Source organism: Pseudomonas graminis, assembly GCF_001705435.1.
GTDB lineage: Bacteria > Pseudomonadota > Gammaproteobacteria > Pseudomonadales > Pseudomonadaceae > Aquipseudomonas > Aquipseudomonas graminis_B.
Genome location: NZ_MDEN01000061.1, coordinates 255,075 through 270,461, shown reverse-complemented (window position 1 = coordinate 270,461; position 15,387 = coordinate 255,075). Strand labels below are relative to the sequence as shown.

12 protein-coding genes are annotated in these 15,387 nt (G+C 58.0%); 2 read left to right on the top strand and 10 right to left on the bottom strand.

The window, feature by feature from the left end; all coding sequences use genetic code 11:
* Position 1 precedes the first annotated feature (1 nt).
* The 5 genes from ccoG to ccoN are packed head-to-tail and all read right to left on the bottom strand — an operon-like array spanning position 2 to position 4,731.
* Positions 2-1,417 (bottom strand): cytochrome c oxidase accessory protein CcoG, encoded by a 1,416-nt coding sequence (gene ccoG, locus BBI10_RS11875; protein WP_065988691.1) that lies wholly within the window; start codon positions 1,415-1,417, stop codon positions 2-4.
* Between the two features lie 56 nt (positions 1,418-1,473).
* Positions 1,474-2,454: a cytochrome-c oxidase, cbb3-type subunit III gene (gene ccoP, locus BBI10_RS11870; protein ID WP_065988690.1), complete on the bottom strand. Its 981-nt coding sequence runs from the start codon at positions 2,452-2,454 to the stop codon at positions 1,474-1,476.
* Positions 2,451-2,672 (bottom strand): CcoQ/FixQ family Cbb3-type cytochrome c oxidase assembly chaperone, encoded by a 222-nt coding sequence (locus BBI10_RS11865; RefSeq protein WP_065988763.1) that lies wholly within the window; start codon positions 2,670-2,672, stop codon positions 2,451-2,453. The genes ccoP and BBI10_RS11865 overlap by 4 nt, the downstream gene beginning before the upstream one ends.
* A gap of 5 nt (positions 2,673-2,677) precedes the next feature.
* Positions 2,678-3,289, bottom strand: coding sequence for a cytochrome-c oxidase, cbb3-type subunit II (gene ccoO / locus BBI10_RS11860; RefSeq protein ID WP_208600750.1), 612 nt, complete (start codon positions 3,287-3,289; stop codon positions 2,678-2,680).
* Complete coding sequence (ccoN, locus tag BBI10_RS11855) at positions 3,289-4,731, bottom strand: cytochrome-c oxidase, cbb3-type subunit I (protein ID WP_065988689.1); 1,443 nt, start codon at positions 4,729-4,731, stop codon at positions 3,289-3,291. The genes ccoO and ccoN overlap by 1 nt, the downstream gene beginning before the upstream one ends.
* Before the next feature lie 856 nt (positions 4,732-5,587).
* Here ccoN and BBI10_RS11845 point away from each other — a divergent pair.
* Positions 5,588-6,277 (top strand): alpha/beta family hydrolase, encoded by a 690-nt coding sequence (locus BBI10_RS11845; protein ID WP_065988761.1) that lies wholly within the window; start codon positions 5,588-5,590, stop codon positions 6,275-6,277.
* On the opposite strand, the gene BBI10_RS11840 is transcribed toward BBI10_RS11845, so the two are convergent.
* The 3 genes from BBI10_RS11840 to BBI10_RS11830 form a co-directional block, all read right to left on the bottom strand.
* Positions 6,252-6,749, bottom strand: a complete 498-nt coding sequence (locus tag BBI10_RS11840; protein WP_065988687.1) for a hypothetical protein — start codon at positions 6,747-6,749, stop codon at positions 6,252-6,254. The two genes, BBI10_RS11845 and BBI10_RS11840, sit on opposite strands and share 26 nt — an antisense overlap.
* Positions 6,750-6,918: 169 nt before the next feature.
* A complete protein-coding gene (locus BBI10_RS11835; protein ID WP_244160346.1) occupies positions 6,919-8,829 on the bottom strand; it encodes a hypothetical protein in 1,911 nt (636 codons plus the stop codon).
* 63 nt (positions 8,830-8,892) lie between these two features.
* Positions 8,893-10,758 carry a hypothetical protein gene (locus BBI10_RS11830; protein WP_065988685.1) on the bottom strand — a complete coding sequence of 622 codons (1,866 nt, stop codon included), beginning with the start codon at positions 10,756-10,758 and terminating at the stop codon, positions 8,893-8,895.
* A gap of 1,254 nt (positions 10,759-12,012) precedes the next feature.
* On the opposite strand from BBI10_RS11830, the gene BBI10_RS27945 reads away from it, so the two are divergent.
* Complete coding sequence (locus tag BBI10_RS27945) at positions 12,013-13,434, top strand: autotransporter outer membrane beta-barrel domain-containing protein (RefSeq protein WP_244160345.1); 1,422 nt, start codon at positions 12,013-12,015, stop codon at positions 13,432-13,434.
* A gap of 76 nt (positions 13,435-13,510) precedes the next feature.
* Here BBI10_RS27945 and BBI10_RS11820 read toward each other — a convergent pair whose 3' ends face one another.
* Positions 13,511-14,176 (bottom strand): hypothetical protein, encoded by a 666-nt coding sequence (locus BBI10_RS11820; protein ID WP_065988684.1) that lies wholly within the window; start codon positions 14,174-14,176, stop codon positions 13,511-13,513.
* A gap of 422 nt (positions 14,177-14,598) precedes the next feature.
* Positions 14,599-15,252, bottom strand: a complete 654-nt coding sequence (locus tag BBI10_RS11815; protein ID WP_065988683.1) for a hypothetical protein — start codon at positions 15,250-15,252, stop codon at positions 14,599-14,601.
* Between the last annotated feature and the right edge of the window lie 135 nt (positions 15,253-15,387).

Below are 15,387 nucleotides of genomic sequence, written 5' to 3'. Positions count from 1 at the left end.
CTCAGCGAATGGGCGGGCCGAGGAAACGGCTCTTGGCGTGGACTTCGGTGCCGCTCTGCTCGACGTCCCTGAGGATGAAACTGACCTCGTTGCTGCTCGACGGCAGTTGCTGGGGCGCGACCGACAGCTCCACCGGCAGGCTGATGATCTCGCCCGCCGGCACCTTGATCTCGCGACGGCCTTGCAGCTTCAGGTCCGGCAATCCTGTGGCGTCGAGCACATAGGTGTGGTCGAGCTGGTCCTTGTTCATGATTTTCAGGCTGTAGACGTTTTCGATCCGGCCGTCAGCGTTTTCCCGGTACAGCATGCGGTCCTTGCTGACGTCCAGACCGACCAGCGAGCGGGTGAGAAACGCAGCGGTGAGCCCGCCGATCATCACCAGCAACACCAGGCCATAGCCGATCAACCGCGGCCGCAGTGTATGGGTTACCTGACCGGAAAGGTTGTGTTCGGTGGTGTAACTGATCAAGCCGCGCGGGTAGTCCATCTTGTCCATGATCGAATCGCAGGCATCGATGCACGCCGCGCAACCGATGCATTCGATCTGCAAGCCGTCGCGGATGTCGATGCCGGTGGGGCAGACCTGCACGCACATCGTGCAATCGATGCAGTCGCCGAGACCTTCAGCCTTGTAATCCGTTTCCTTCTTGCGCGCACCCCGTGCCTCGCCGCGCCGTGGGTCGTAAGAAACGATCAGTGTGTCCTTGTCGAACATCACGCTCTGAAAGCGCGCGTAGGGGCACATATGAATGCACACCTGTTCCCGCAGCCAGCCGGCGTTGACATAGGTGGCGAGGGTGAAGAAACCGACCCAGAAATACGACCAGCCATCGGCCTGGCCGGTGAAGAAATCCACCAGCAGTTCGCGGATGGGCGAGAAGTAGCCGACGAAAGTCAGACCGGTGACCAACCCGATCAGCAGCCAGAGGCTGTGCTTGGCGAACTTGCGCGCGAACTTGTTGGCGTCCATGGGCGCCTTGTCGAGTTTGATGCGCTGATGGCGGTCGCCTTCGGTGACCTTTTCGCACCACATGAACACCCACGTCCACACGCTTTGCGGGCAGGTGTAACCGCACCAGACGCGCCCGGCGAACACGGTAATGAAGAACAGCCCGAACGCGCTGACGATCAGGATGCCCGACAGCAGAATGAAATCCTGCGGCCAGAACGTCGCGCCGAAGATGTAGAACTTGCGCTCCGGCAGGTTCCACCACACCGCCTGATGCGCGCCCCAGTTGAGCCAGACCGTGCCGAAATACAGCAGGAACAACACCGCGCCGCCACCCATGCGCAGCGTGCGGAACACCCCGGTGAACGCGCGGGTGTAGATCTTCTCCCGCGAGGCATACAGGTCAACGGTGTCGCCGTCCTTTTCAGTCGGCGGCGTGACGTTGTGCAGCGGAATCTGATTGCTCATGGCAGCGTCCTACGCCCTTCGGGCCGAATCATCAGCGTGTGCGACGGCGATATCCTTCACTCGGGCTTTGCCGCCGGTTCTTCACCGTGGGAAAGGCTGTAAACGTACGCCGCCAGCAAGTGCACCCGGTCGTTGCCCTGCAACAACGCCTGGGCTGGCATTTGCCCCTGGCGGCCATACTGGATGGTCTGTTGCAGCTGCGCAAAGCTGGCGCCGTAGATGAACGCGCCGGGGTGGGTCAGGTCCGGGGCACCCAGTGCGGCAACGCCTTTGCCCTCCGGCCCGTGGCAGGCAACGCAAGTAGTGGCATAGATTTTCGCGCCTGCCACCGGATCGGCTTTCGCATCAGCCGGCAGTGTGCGCCCGTTCAGTTGGGTCAGCACGTAAGCCGACACGTCGCGCACGCCTTGATCGCCGATCACCGCCCCCCACGCCGGCATCACCGCATGACGGCCGTTGAGGATGGAGGTTTTGATGCTCTGCGCATCACCGCCCCAGCGCCAGTCGGCGTCGGTCAGGTTGGGGAAGCCGTAGGCGCCCTTGGCGTCGGAGCCGTGGCAGACCGAGCAATTCGACGCGAACAGGCGTCCCCCCATCTTCAGTGCCTGCGGGTCCTTGGCCACGTCTTCAATGGGCATCGCTGCGAATCTGGCGTAGATCGGCCCGTAGCGCGCCTCCGAGCGGACCATTTCCTTTTCCCATTCGTGCACGCCGGTCCAGCCGGTGGCACCGTCGGAAAACGGGATTTTCTTGTCGTTGTCGGCGTAGTCATAGCCCGGCAACAGGCCCTTCCAGTTGCCCAGGCCCGGGTAAAACGCGAGATAACCCAAGGCGAAGATGATCGTGCCGATGAACAGCCAGAACCACCACTTGGGCAGCGGGTTGTCGTACTCCTCGATGCCGTCGAAGGCGTGGCCGACGGTTTCATCGGTGGTGTCGGTGCGCTGGCCCTTGCGCGTCGCGATCAGCAGCCAGCCCATCGCTAAGATCGTGCCCAGGGTCAGCACCGTGACGTAAAGGCTCCAGAAGGTGCTCATGGTTTCGGGCTCCTTTCGGCGTTCGAGTGTGTGTGCGCTTTGCTCTGGTCCTGCGCCTGCCTGACCTGCGCAATCGCCTCGGGGTCATCGGCAAACGGCAGCAGCGTTGCATCGTCGAATTCCGCCTTGCGCCGCGGGCTGTACACCCACAACGCCAGACCGATGAAGGCGACCATCACCACAACGGTGCCCAGGCCTCGAATCGTTCCCATGTCCATGGCGATCACCGTTTGCTCTTGATGAGGGTGCCCAGGCCTTGGAGATAGGCCACCAGCGCATCCATTTCGGTCTTGCCCTTCACCGCGTCGCTCGCGCCGGCGATGTCGGCATCGGTGTACGGCACGCCCAGGCTGCGCAGCACTTCCATCTTCTTGCCGGTCAGCTGGCCGTCGATTTTGGTGTCCGCCAGGAAGGGGTAGGCCGGCATGATCGACTCCGGCACCAGGTCCCGCGGGTTGTTTAAATGGGCGCGGTGCCAGTCATCCGAGTAGCGACCGCCGACCCGCGCCAGGTCCGGCCCGGTGCGTTTGGAGCCCCACAGAAACGGGTGATCCCAGACGCTCTCACCGGCCACCGAGTAATGCCCGTAGCGCTCGGTTTCGGCGCGGAACGGCCGGATCATCTGCGAATGGCAACCCACGCAGCCGTTGGCGATGTAGACGTCGCGGCCTTCGAGCTCCAGCGCCGGGCGCGGCTTCATGCCCTCGACGGGCAGGGTGGTGACGTCCTGAAAGAACAGCGGGACGATCTGCGTCAGCCCGCCGATCGCCACCGCGATGACCATGAAGATCGACAACAGGCCGATGTTCTTTTCCAGTGCTTCGTGCTTGATCATCAGTGGGCCCCCACGACAGCAATCTGCGCGGCGGCTTCGGCTTCTTCCGTGTTCGCTGCGCGAATGGTGCGGAACACGTTGTAGGCCATGAACAGCATGCCGCTGGCGAAAATCGCACCGCCCAAGGCGCGGACGATATACCCCGGATGACTGGCCTGCAGGGCCTCGACGAACGAGTAGGTCAGGGTGCCGTCATCGTTGATCGCCCGCCACATCAGCCCCTGGGTGATGCCGTTGACCCACATCGCGGCGATGTAGAGGACGGTGCCGACAGTGGCGAGCCAGAAGTGCGTGTTGATCAGCGCGACGCTGTGCATCTGCGCACGGCCATAGAGTTTCGGGATCATGTGGTAGACGGCGCCGATGGTGATCATCGCCACCCAGCCCAGCGCGCCCGAGTGAACGTGGCCGATGGTCCAGTCGGTGTAGTGAGAAAGCGCATTGACGGTCTTGATCGCCATCATCGGCCCCTCGAACGTCGACATCCCGTAGAACGCCAGCGACAGCACGAGGAAGCGCAGAATCGGGTCGGTGCGCAACTTATGCCATGCGCCCGAGAGGGTCATCATGCCGTTGATCATGCCGCCCCAGCTCGGCACTAGCAGGATGATCGACATCACCATTCCCAGTGATTGCGCCCAGTCGGGCAGGGCGGTGTAGTGCAGGTGGTGCGGGCCCGCCCAGATGTACAGGGTGATCAGCGCCCAGAAATGCACGATGGACAGGCGATAGGAATAGATCGGGCGTTCGGCCTGTTTCGGCACGAAGTAATACATCATCCCGAGAAAGCCGGTGGTGAGGAAAAAGCCGACGGCGTTGTGCCCGTACCACCACTGGATCATGGCATCGGTGGCGCCGGCATAGGCGGAATAGGATTTAAAGAGGCTCACCGGCAGCGAGATGTGGTTGACGATGTGCAGCATCGCCGTGACCACAATGAACGCGCCATAGAACCAGTTGGCGACATAAATGTGTTTGGTTTTGCGTTTGACGATGGTGCCGAAAAACACCGCGCCGTAGGCGATCCAGACAACCGTCAGCAGGATCGCAATCGGCCATTCGAGCTCGGCGTATTCCTTGGTGGTGGTGTAACCCATCGGCAGGCTGACGATGGCGCCGATGATCACCGCCTGCCAGCCCCAGAAATGAAAGGCCGCCAGTCCGTCGGAAATCAGCCGCGTCTGACAGGTTCGCTGGACCACGTAATAAGAGGTGCCGAACAGTGCACAGCCGCCGAACGCGAAGATCACCAGGTTGGTGTGCAGGGGGCGAAGTCGACCGAATGTGGTCCACGGCAAACCGAAATTCAGGTCAGGCCACACCAACTGGGAGGCGATGAAGACGCCCAGGCCCATGCCGATGATGCCCCAGACCACCGTCATGATGGCGAACTGGCGGACGACCTTGTAGTTATAAGCAGTCGGACTGGGTGCTGTGCTCATGTCAGGTTCCACGGTGTGTATTTTATTAGTGTGGTAACAGCCGCACCTTCGATCGCGCGTCACCCGTCACGCAGTGGCGTGGCTGGGGATCGAGGAAGCGATAGACGCGGTGCACGCAGACGCCCGGTCGCCGAGGCGTGGGAGGGTTCTGGCTGAGTGGCCTGGAGGAAGGAAGACAGGTCGAGCTGGATCGCGCGCGTGAGTGGGAGGGATTGGATACAACCCTGCGGGTGAAAACAGCGCTGGGGCTGCTTGTCTGCAAGAGGGTTGCGTTGCCGGGCACAATCTTGTCGCTGGGCCTGTGGCTAGCTGTCGCCGGTCCACTGTGCGGACACAGCTTAGACGCGAATGATCGCGGAGGGAAGGCTTTGGCGCCGCACCTGCGACACTTGGCCGCGCTCGAGGGGAAGTTGCCGCGCCTTGGCCGGGACGCGGCGATCAACCATTTCCGGAGATAGCTGAAACGGTTCTCTGCCTGCTGTTCCTGCGCGTCGAGAGAGCGTTTCCACAACGAAGTTGTATACAAAAAGCCGCTGACATTGGCACTTGGTTCTGCCCAAAAATAATTGGCCCGAGCTGGCAGAAAGGCCGGCGATCGTCACGGGTGATCGTCCGGAGCGGACAAAAAGCATATTCCGTCGATGAAACCGCCCGGTTGTGTGCAGGTTGGGGCGCTCAGGATTCGGTGCTCGTTGCCGAAGTGCCGCGCCAGAATAACGCCTGGGAGCTGAACCCTTGCTGTCGGCACGGGGCAATTGGCGCGCAGGGTCATGGCACGCCGACGTTGCTGCATAATGGCGGCCGTGGTGCCCGCCTCAGTCGGTGGGTGATCAATGTTTTGAAAGAAGAGACCGGCATGAGCAAACAACAGGCGGCGAGGCGAACGGCCGATCATTGCGCGCAACTGGCGCATGAGCACGGCTGGGTCTGGAATGCGCCGACCGGCCCGGCGGCGGACGCACCATCGACGCTGATTCTCGCTCACGGCGCGGGCGCCCCGATGGACAGCGACTTCATGAACGACATCGCCACGCGTCTGGCGGCCTTGGGTGTTGGCGTGCTGCGCTTTGAATTCCCCTACATGGCCCAGCGCCGAATCGACGGGCGCAGACGACCTCCCAATCCTCAGCCGAAATTGCTGGAGTGCTGGCACGGGGTGTACGCCGCGGTGCGTGGGGGAGTGAGCGGGCGAGTGGCGATCGGTGGCAAATCCATGGGCGGACGCATGGCCAGTGTCATTGCTGACGACGTGGAAGCCGATGGGTTGTTCTGTCTGGGCTATCCGTTCTACGCGGCAGGTAAACCCGAGAAGCCGCGGGTCGCGCACCTGGCGGAACTTAAGACGCCGACGCTGATCATTCAGGGCGAACGGGATGCGCTGGGCAATCGAGAGGCAGTTGAAGCGTACGAGCTGTCGAAGGCCATTGACGTGCACTGGGTGCCGACGGCCAACCATGACCTCAAGCCGTTGAAATCATCCGGCCTCAGTGTCGAGGCGTGCATGCAGGAAATCGCCGAGCTTATGGCGCGTCGGCTGATCGGATAGCAGGATGTTCCTCGGCGTTTAGGTCACAGACCAGGTCGAACCGGCCGTCGGTCACGTGGAAGTCCTTGGTCGGGACCGCAAACTCGAAGTTGCCGTGCAGCGCGCCGGATGCGGCATCGCAGCCCAGCAGCGTCAGGTTGCCTTGCTGCAGATCACGCGAGTGATAAATCTTCGCCATCCGCGTGGGGGTCAGGTGATAGATAACGGTGATCTGATCGTTGCGCAGCAGGTTGTGGTTGCCGGGCTGCACCGTTTCGTCGATGAACAGGCCGATCATGGTGCGGTGCCGACGAACCGTGCCGGTGGCGAGGATCTTCCAGATTCGGCACGTGGTCGGATCCGACCGGCCCGGGCGCAGGCACGCCATGGCACTCAGGCTATGGGTGATGAAAGGGTGGCCGTTGACAGTGGCGCTGAACGTGCCGCGCGCCGCCGCTGCCTGCGGTCGTCGAAGGGGTGGTTTTGCCGGCATTTTTCCGAGATTTCCGTGAATGGGTTTTAGGGGCTGGGTGGGCACCGCACACTTATAAGACGCCGTCGGGTGGCGACGACGTCTTTGAAAGGGGGTGCTGCTTATTTCATTAATGCCAGGTGGTGAAGCTCGCAGGCTCGCGCGAGTGACAGATTAGCGAACTGGCGAATCAGCGAATTGCAACGCCCAGGCTGCCATTGATGTGCAGCAGTTTGAAATCCTTGCCGGTGTTGAGGTTCTTCACGTAGTACCACTTCGCACCGAACACGTTCTTGGCAACGGTGGAGGACCAATAGTTGCCGTTGCCCATCGGCCAGCGGTTTCCATAGGCGTTATAGATCTCGATCAGCTCATGGATGCTCGGGATGCGCCCGCCGATGCGGTTCGCGGCGTTGGAGATTTGAGTCAGGTTGCCGGAGCCGATGCCGTGGCATTCGATGACGCCGGTGACGGTTACGTCGTAACTCTGCTGTTCGCCTGCTGAATCGGTGACGGTGATGGTTGCCACGCCGTTGCCGCGCACCGATGTCCAGCCGGACGCTGCTACGACGGCCACCTTCGCATCGCTGGTCGAATAGGTATAAGGAGGGCTACCGCCGCTGGCGATGCGATGGACCGTAGTACCACTCGGGAATGCCGGCAGCAAATCCGGATAAGCGGGCAGCAGGTAGACCTTACCGGCCAGGGTCACCGGAGACGTGTCAAACATCATGCCCTCGCGCACCTGAAGTTGCAGGGGCTCGGACTCCATGTCGACGCCATTGCGCGTCACAATGTAGTTGAGGGTCGCGGTGCTGCCGATGCTCATCTCGATCAACATTTTGGGCACGCCAAAGACCAGTTCCGTCATGCTGCCGACATTCATCATCATGGTCTCGAACGTGCGTGCGCCGACCCAGCGCACTCGCACCAGATCCCTAGGGTCCATCCCGCGATAACTGACACGCACCATCGCGTCCCAGCCGGTAATCAGTGAAGGACGCAGAACGCCGTCTGGCCCGACCGTGTCGACCGTTGGCGCGGGCAGTTCCAGCGCAGCACTCATGATCTTCAGCGCAAGTTTGGCCGATTCCTGCACGATGCCGCTGCCGCGCGTCACGGTGTATGACACCTCGACGTTTTGCCCGTCATTGACCGCGACTACGCTGCCAGGGAACACCAGCGCCAGGGCCTGCCCGGCTTCAGCGGCCGAAATGATGTTCTCCTGGCGATCGTTGCCCTTCGGACCATTCCAGTGAGCAATGACCGTTTCGCCTTCGCGCAGATCAGCCGTGGCATCGATCACCAATGTGGCGCCATTCACCGCATCGGCCGGGTCCAGGATCTGATTATTGGCTTCGCGGATGACCGGTGCCGGCAGCGGTTGGCGCATCCCCAGGTCGAGCTGGATCATCACCGGATCGGAGACCATCGACACGTTGCCCGCGCGGTCGGTGACGGTATAGGTGACCGCGGACGTCTGGCAGTCCGCCTGTTCCATGAACGGACGCGTGAAGTCCACCATCACCCGGTTCAGGCCCATGTCGTTGGCATCAACGACGGTCATCGGCCCCTCCAGCGGACCCCAATAGGTGCGGATTTCGTCGCCAGCGGCCATGCCGCTGTACCCTGCAATCTTGCCCGGGAGGATATTGTTGAGGCCTTCCAGCTCGGAGGAGGTCAGGCCGTTCTGGATCACGTCGGGGAAGATGATGGGGGCGAGTTGTGGTGCGCCTGGGGCGGTTCGGTCGATTTGGATGGGGGTTGTGCCGGAGAAAACTTCAGAGTCGCTGAACGGACTGTAGACACGGTAAGAGACGGCATGAGTGCCCTCTGAGAGCAGCGACACAGGGATCTGAACGGTCAGCAAGTCTCCAGGCTTATCCGTTGACTGGATTTCCTTTTCCGGCAAGACGCGCTCCCCATCAAATACTAGCTGGTAAGTGTATTGCGGCTCAGCTGCCTGCCAAACCGGAAAGTTAACAGTAATCGGCGTGGTCAACTCGCTGTTAGGAATTAATCCTTCGGCGAGTGCTGCTGGAATAGTTGGCAGTGCCAACGGGATTGGAGCGGTTGCACTGGTCACATGCTGCGATGTCATTAGTATTGCCTCTTAAGAATAGACGGACAGGCCCGGTTGAATCAGTCCTGTCCGCTAGTTTCGTTAGTTAATGGAACAGACTGCTTCGCTCGACTCGCGCATCTCAACAGGCACGCGTGTGACCTTTGAAGTTACCGAGCTTTGGTTGCTGCCAGGCGCTGGATCAACTCTGATATATGCTTCACAAAATCCGCGACAAATGGTTCTCAAAATATTGTATGGCACTCGGAAGCTGTACCCGTTCACAATGTCTTGATCATCAAGCTCGCGACTCGCGGTGTAGGTGGCAGAATCGAGTGGGTTGTTTTCTCTATCAAAGCCCTTGAAAGTAAAAAACAATTTTTGATTTTCGGTGATATTGGCGTAGGGCACTACGTACCCATCAGTGCCGTCAGGCGCTACGCTCTGAGAGATATAGCCTGCCGGGTTCAGCTTAAACGCCGGACCTTCGATTCCTTCCGGTCCACCCGGAAGATTCTCTTTTGAGCGGACAGTAACCTGCTGAACTGGGGATAGAGTCAGGTTAGGGTTACCCTGCCGAGCCACTGCGTAACGGACCGGGATCTCGGCCCCTGTGCCTTGCGCTTTCATAATCGAGTTAGCGACCGGAATCACGAGGTCCGATGAAGCAATAAGATCCTCTTCTTTAATCTGGTACCATTGCAGTCGCTGCTGATCTCCCCAAAAAAGATGTAGGTCGTCATTTACTTTGAAAGATTCGCTCCAACTGATGATTGCCCTACTGTTGTACTCGTAATCTTCCTCATCAATAAAATTATCATCCTTGTTTGGGCTTGCAAGGCTGGTACCCTGAATGGTGGGTGCTTTTGAGAGTTCAGGTACTGGTAGGGTGAGATAAACGTCTACTACAGTTGGCAGCGAAGTACCATTTGGCTGGTTCTGTCGAGTAACACTGTAGGTGATCGAAATATTACCGATCGGCGCCACCGCTAAGGTTTCGTAAGGAACCTTCAGGGATAGCAAAATATCTTCGTTTTCATTGCCAGGGGGGATTTGGACTGGGAGCATCGGATAATTCTTACCCCAGTACAGTGTAATTTGATCAAACGCTGCCGCCCCTGGGTAGTGTGGAATATCCACTTGTACTCCGGGTTTGGCTTCCATGTAGTCAATCAGTGAACCGATGGCAGGATCAAGTAGAGGTGCCGGATAGTTATCCGGAATCTCCTCAAGCAACAGCACCACGTTTACCGCGAGCGACTCCTCAGAAATGTTGCCCGCCCTGTCTACCACCCGATAGAGTACATCGTGGCCTCCAGATGTAATTGATTCAAGAAAGTCCCGCTCGAAGTTGAACACCACTTTGTTGAGGCCCATGTCATTTTGGTCTACGACGGCTATCGGACCAGCCACCTCACCCCAGTACGTATGGATGACGTCATGCTTCGCCATGCCAGTGTACCCAGCAACCTGAACCTCGAGCTTATTGCCCAGCTGGGCCAGCTCAACGGACGTCAGGCCATTCTGAACTTCCACAGGGAACTGGATTGCGGCGAGCTGAGGCATGCCAGGAGCCGTGCGGTCGATAACCACAGGAAACTCTTCGGAGAAATTTTCTGAGTCGGCAGCAGGACTGTAAGTTCGGTACGTCAGTCTATGGACGCCCTCTTTGAGAAAGTCGACCGGTATCTCGAGAGTAAGGGGATCTCCCGGTTTCTCATTCGCCTGAATGACCTTTTCTGGTCCGGACGGAGTTCCGTTCCATGTTAATTGATAGGTATATCCGGGTTCAGCGGCATCCCATACCTCGAGGTCGACAATTACAGGGGTACTCAGGTTTACCACAGGGATCAGACCGAGATTGTCTGCGTCATGAAATGCGACTGCAACGTCGGGAGCTTTTAATGGCAGCGGCTCTCGGCTGCTTCGAGAGCGGATAATGGTGGGTGCTATTTTGATATTGGACATGTTTGATTCCTTGAGTTCGCTTATTTTGTTGTTCGGATTTGTATGCATCCGACAGGATCTTTGTGAAGTGGTGGAGTGCCATTTCCTGATTTAAATAATAGCGTTTTCTAGGGCGTGTCAACGAAGCGGTAAGATCGGATTTGTAGGAAAGCCAGGTCTGTGTAAGATGAATATTTCCTTGTCGTAATACAGTCATGCACTTATTAGGTCGTGAATCCTCGGTTTTGCTAGCGTTTCAGCCTCAAAGATGTAGGCCGCAGACTTCATATTTTTCGGATGTTTCCTACTCGATATTTTTTGGCCACTTTCCCTAGTTGCCGATCGCGCGCCCATACTCGTTGCTTTCCATACACAGATATCGGAGGCGATGTGTCGTCACTCAGGGAAGTTTTGCTATTAGGAGCGAAACCAAACGTTTTAGCACTGGCGATGGGTGTGATTTCGCCAGCGCTTTGGGCTCAACAGGTAAGCTTCGTGCCGACGGCGCTTGAATTTACCAAGTTCGCGGATGTCGACCGTTATAACCTACCGACGCCGAAGAAATCCGACGAGTCCTTCGTGCCAGTCGACGACACTATTGTTAACGTGGATTCTTCAGCGGCCTCTCAAAGTTATTTGGTGACGAACGGTGGCATATTAAATGTCTTGGAAGGCGGGGTCGTTAACTCCATCGCTATGAGTCATTCGGAGGTGAATGTTCATGCTGGATTAGTGAGGAATGGGATTGCTGTAAGCTCTGGAGACCTGAAACTAGTCGGCACAACAGTTGAAAATGCGCAAGGGCTGGGATTGCAACTCCTGCTTACTGAAACCGATCTGATCACGCGCTCTCAAGCTCATGTTACTAATAGCTCTATCACTGGAAGTCTGTACGGACTGGGGGTCGGTGCAACGGGGGAGATTTGGCTCGCCAATTCAGTAGTGAAGGGAATCAGTGCTGATGGGGCGCTTAAGGCCGGAGGTATGCGTCTTAGCGGTGGAGTCGCTCATGTAACGGATAACAGCAGCATCGTGGGTGAAGTGAATGCCATCTACATAGTTAACGGTGCATCTAACATAACCGAGCAGGAAAACCATCTGGATATTGCTAATTCCTCTATAAGCGCTGGAACTGGGGCCGCGATAGTGGTTGATAGGCTTAGCAGCAGGGCTCAAGAGACGACAGCGGACATAATAATTCGCGAGGGATCTAGCCTTGAGTCAGGCTCGGGAGTACTTATTAGTGTCCAGTCAGAAAGTACCGCCAACGTAAAAGTGATCAACAGCACCCTCTCCGGTGATTTCGTCGCCGACGACACCAGCACCCTCAACGTGGTGCTGCGCAATCACGGGCAGTTGAACGGGAATATCGTCAATGGCGATTCCGTGACCATCGATTCCAGTGGTCGCTGGCAGCTTGCGGCGGATAACAGCGTTAATTCGCTCGCGCTGGACGGCGGCAGCGTTGGCTTCACCGGAGACGGCTTTCATTCGCTTTCGCTGGGCAAGCTGTCCGGCTCCGGGCTGTTCGATATGCGTATCAACCTCGACGACGGCACCGGCGACCTGCTCAGCGTGAATGGGGAGGCGTCGGGCAGGCATCGACTGCGTATCCAGAACACCGGCACTGAAGCCGTCCCCGCCGAGTTCGATCCGCTTCGGGTGGTTCACACCGAAGGCGGGGATGCGGAGTTCGGGCTGGTGGGCGGTCGGGCAGATCTTGGGGTGTATTCCTACGAGCTCGAACGCCAGGGCTCTGACTGGTTTATCGTCGGCTCCGGCAAGGAGATCAGCCCTTCCACGAAAAGTGCGCTGGCGTTGTTCAATACCGCACCGACGGTATGGAACAGCGAGTTGACGACGTTGCGCAGTCGCATGGGGGAGGTGCGCGGCCAAGGGCAGGGCGGCGGCTGGATGCGTACCTATGGCAGTCGTTTCAATGCGGCGCTGGATTCCGGTGTCGACTACAGCCAGAAGCAGCAGGGTTTGTCGTTCGGTGCGGATGCGCCCGTGCCCGTGAGCAACGGTCAGCTGTTGCTCGGCTTGATGGGGGGTTACAGCAAGTCGGATCTGGACATCGGTCGAGGCACGTCGGGTCAGGTCGACAGCTACTACGTCGGCGCGTATGGCACGTGGTTGTCGGAGGGCGGTTATTACCTGGACGGCGTGGTGAAACTGAACCAGTTCCATAACCAGTCCAAGGTGGCGATGAGCGATGGCACCAAAGCAAAAGGCGATTACAGCAGCAAGGCATTGGGTGGATCGCTGGAAGTCGGCAAGCATATAAAGCTGGGCGATGAGTATTTCGTCGAGCCGTTCGCGCAGGTGTCCAGCGTCTGGATCGATGGCAGCAGCTACGCGCTGGACAACGGCATGCAGGCCAGGACCAACCAGACGCAGTCTATGCTGGGCAAGGTCGGCACTACCGTGGGGCGCAGCTTCACGCTGAAAGACGGCGGCATTGTTAAACCGTACGCGCGAGTGGCGATGGCCCACGAGTTCTCCCGCAGTAATGACGTCAGCGTGAACGGTCAGCGTTTTGACAACGACTTGTTCGGCTCCCGCGCGGAATTGGGTGCAGGTGTTTCGGTGTCGCTGTCCGAGCGACTCCAGGTGCACGCTGATTTCGATTACATGAAGGGTGAGCATGTTGAGCAGCCTTGGGGTGCGAACGTGGGGGTGCGTCTGGCGTTCTGACATTCGCGTCAGTTGATTGAAACGCGGTTCCAAAGCCCCGGCTGCAGCGATGCAGTCGGGGCTTTTTTACGTGGGCTCAGGGTTTGGGCTGCATCCGGCGCCGTCGCGGTGGACGGCCAAGGGGCGAGCCTTTGCCGCGTCGCTTCCTCAGGCGGGGCAGGTTGACGGTGAGCGTTTCCGAAATGCCCACGAGCCTGGCGCGCCTCACCACTTCGTAGCGCACCTCGACGCACCCGCTCTCGTAGTCCGCGAGAGTTTCATTGTTGAGGTACTGAACCAGGCGAGGGCCTTTGCGACCTTCTACCTTGCCGACGGTGGTGTAGAACGTGTTGTGACCCCAGCGCAGCTTCAGGTGATCCCCAAACCACAGTTTCGGAGAGCGCGGGATGTTGATGTAGATGCCCACGTTCAACTGGGCGTCGGTCGGGCCTTCGGGGTCGGCACCGGTGATGAAAGGCGCTTCGAATACAGGCGCCGGAGGTGGGTCCTTCATTTCGTGATGCCAGGGAAATCCTGGGGCGTTTTGAAGCTGGCCGGCGTAGACCATCGCCTGTTCAGCCGCACTCTTGGCCACGGGTGGCACCGCCTGCAGATCTTCGTAGAGCGGGATTGAACTCTTGCCGGGTGGTTTGCGTTTGGTCCTGCGAGTATTTTTCGGGTTTGGTACTGTTAATTTTTTATTGTTATCTGGCTCGATCGGTTGTGAGTGGGGTGACGGCTGGATATCCGTTTCATCTTCCATTGGAACTCCTTGATCAGATCGCTAGTGCGAGGATTACAGGATTGTGTGTTGTGCGCTTGCTTGTAGGACTGCGGCGCTGCACATGCCTATGATCGATTCGAAAAATAGTACTGTCAAACAAGCGAAGTGCATGGGATTGCATGGCTTCTTTGAAAAAAATTCGCGGTTGAATAGATCTTTAATGTGTGAGTCCGGCCGTTTTCAGGGGTTTTTTGAGCGATTTAAATAATTATGTATCGCGCGTAGTCTATAAAATTTTGGTAGTCCATCAGACACTTCCTACGGAGATGTAGGTTCTGTGGAATCGAGATGCCCAAAAATAATTTAAATTATTTTCTTAAGGCGAATTTGTTGACAAAACCTCCACGCATTAGCGTGGAGGTGGTTACTTTTGGTATTCAGATGAATGGCGCGAACGCCGGTTACAATTTAATTGAAACCAGGGTCGGGAGGCTGGTGATGGAGACGTTGCCCGCCCGGTCGGTGACGAAGTACTCGACGGACACCGTTTCGGCTGCATGGGCTTGCAGGTGTTCGCGGCTGAACGCGATTTCGACGGGTCTGAGGGTGAGCTCATCCGCCTGGACCTGATGGGACGGGCCTGCAACGCCGTTGAGTAATGTCTGGATGACATCGCCAGGTGCCATGCCGGCGTAGCTTGGCAGGAGGCCAATGAGTTGATCACCGAGGGTGGCGGTGGGGAAGATGAGGGGGGCGAGGAGGGTGGCGCCGGGTTTTGTGCGGTCTATGCGAATTGTGGTCGACGGCGACTCAACGGTAATGCCACCTGGCATGTTTGTGACTCTGTAAGCGATTCGGTAGTGTCCTCCTTTCTCCAGTTCTTCTATGGGCAATGTAAGTGACAAGAGCGTTCCTGGTAGCGGCAGCGGCACAGGTATTGGTTGGGCCTGCCCAACAGTAATGCCGTTGACCATCAGCTGAAAGACATCCCCCTCATCTGAGTACGCCCATGCCTCCACAACTACAGAAAGGTTCTGGGTTATATTCGCGAGCTTTATGAGGCCATCACTCTCAGCCACGGGTACAGAAGGTGCAGCTAGACCTGCCGACTTCATAAGTATCTCCACTTGACGCATCTCTACACGCTATTTGCAGAAAGTGCATATGATTAATTATTCAGATCAACAAATACCCCACTAATGGTGGTAACTATCTATCGTCTTTCAATAATCAACTAATAGAGTTCTACA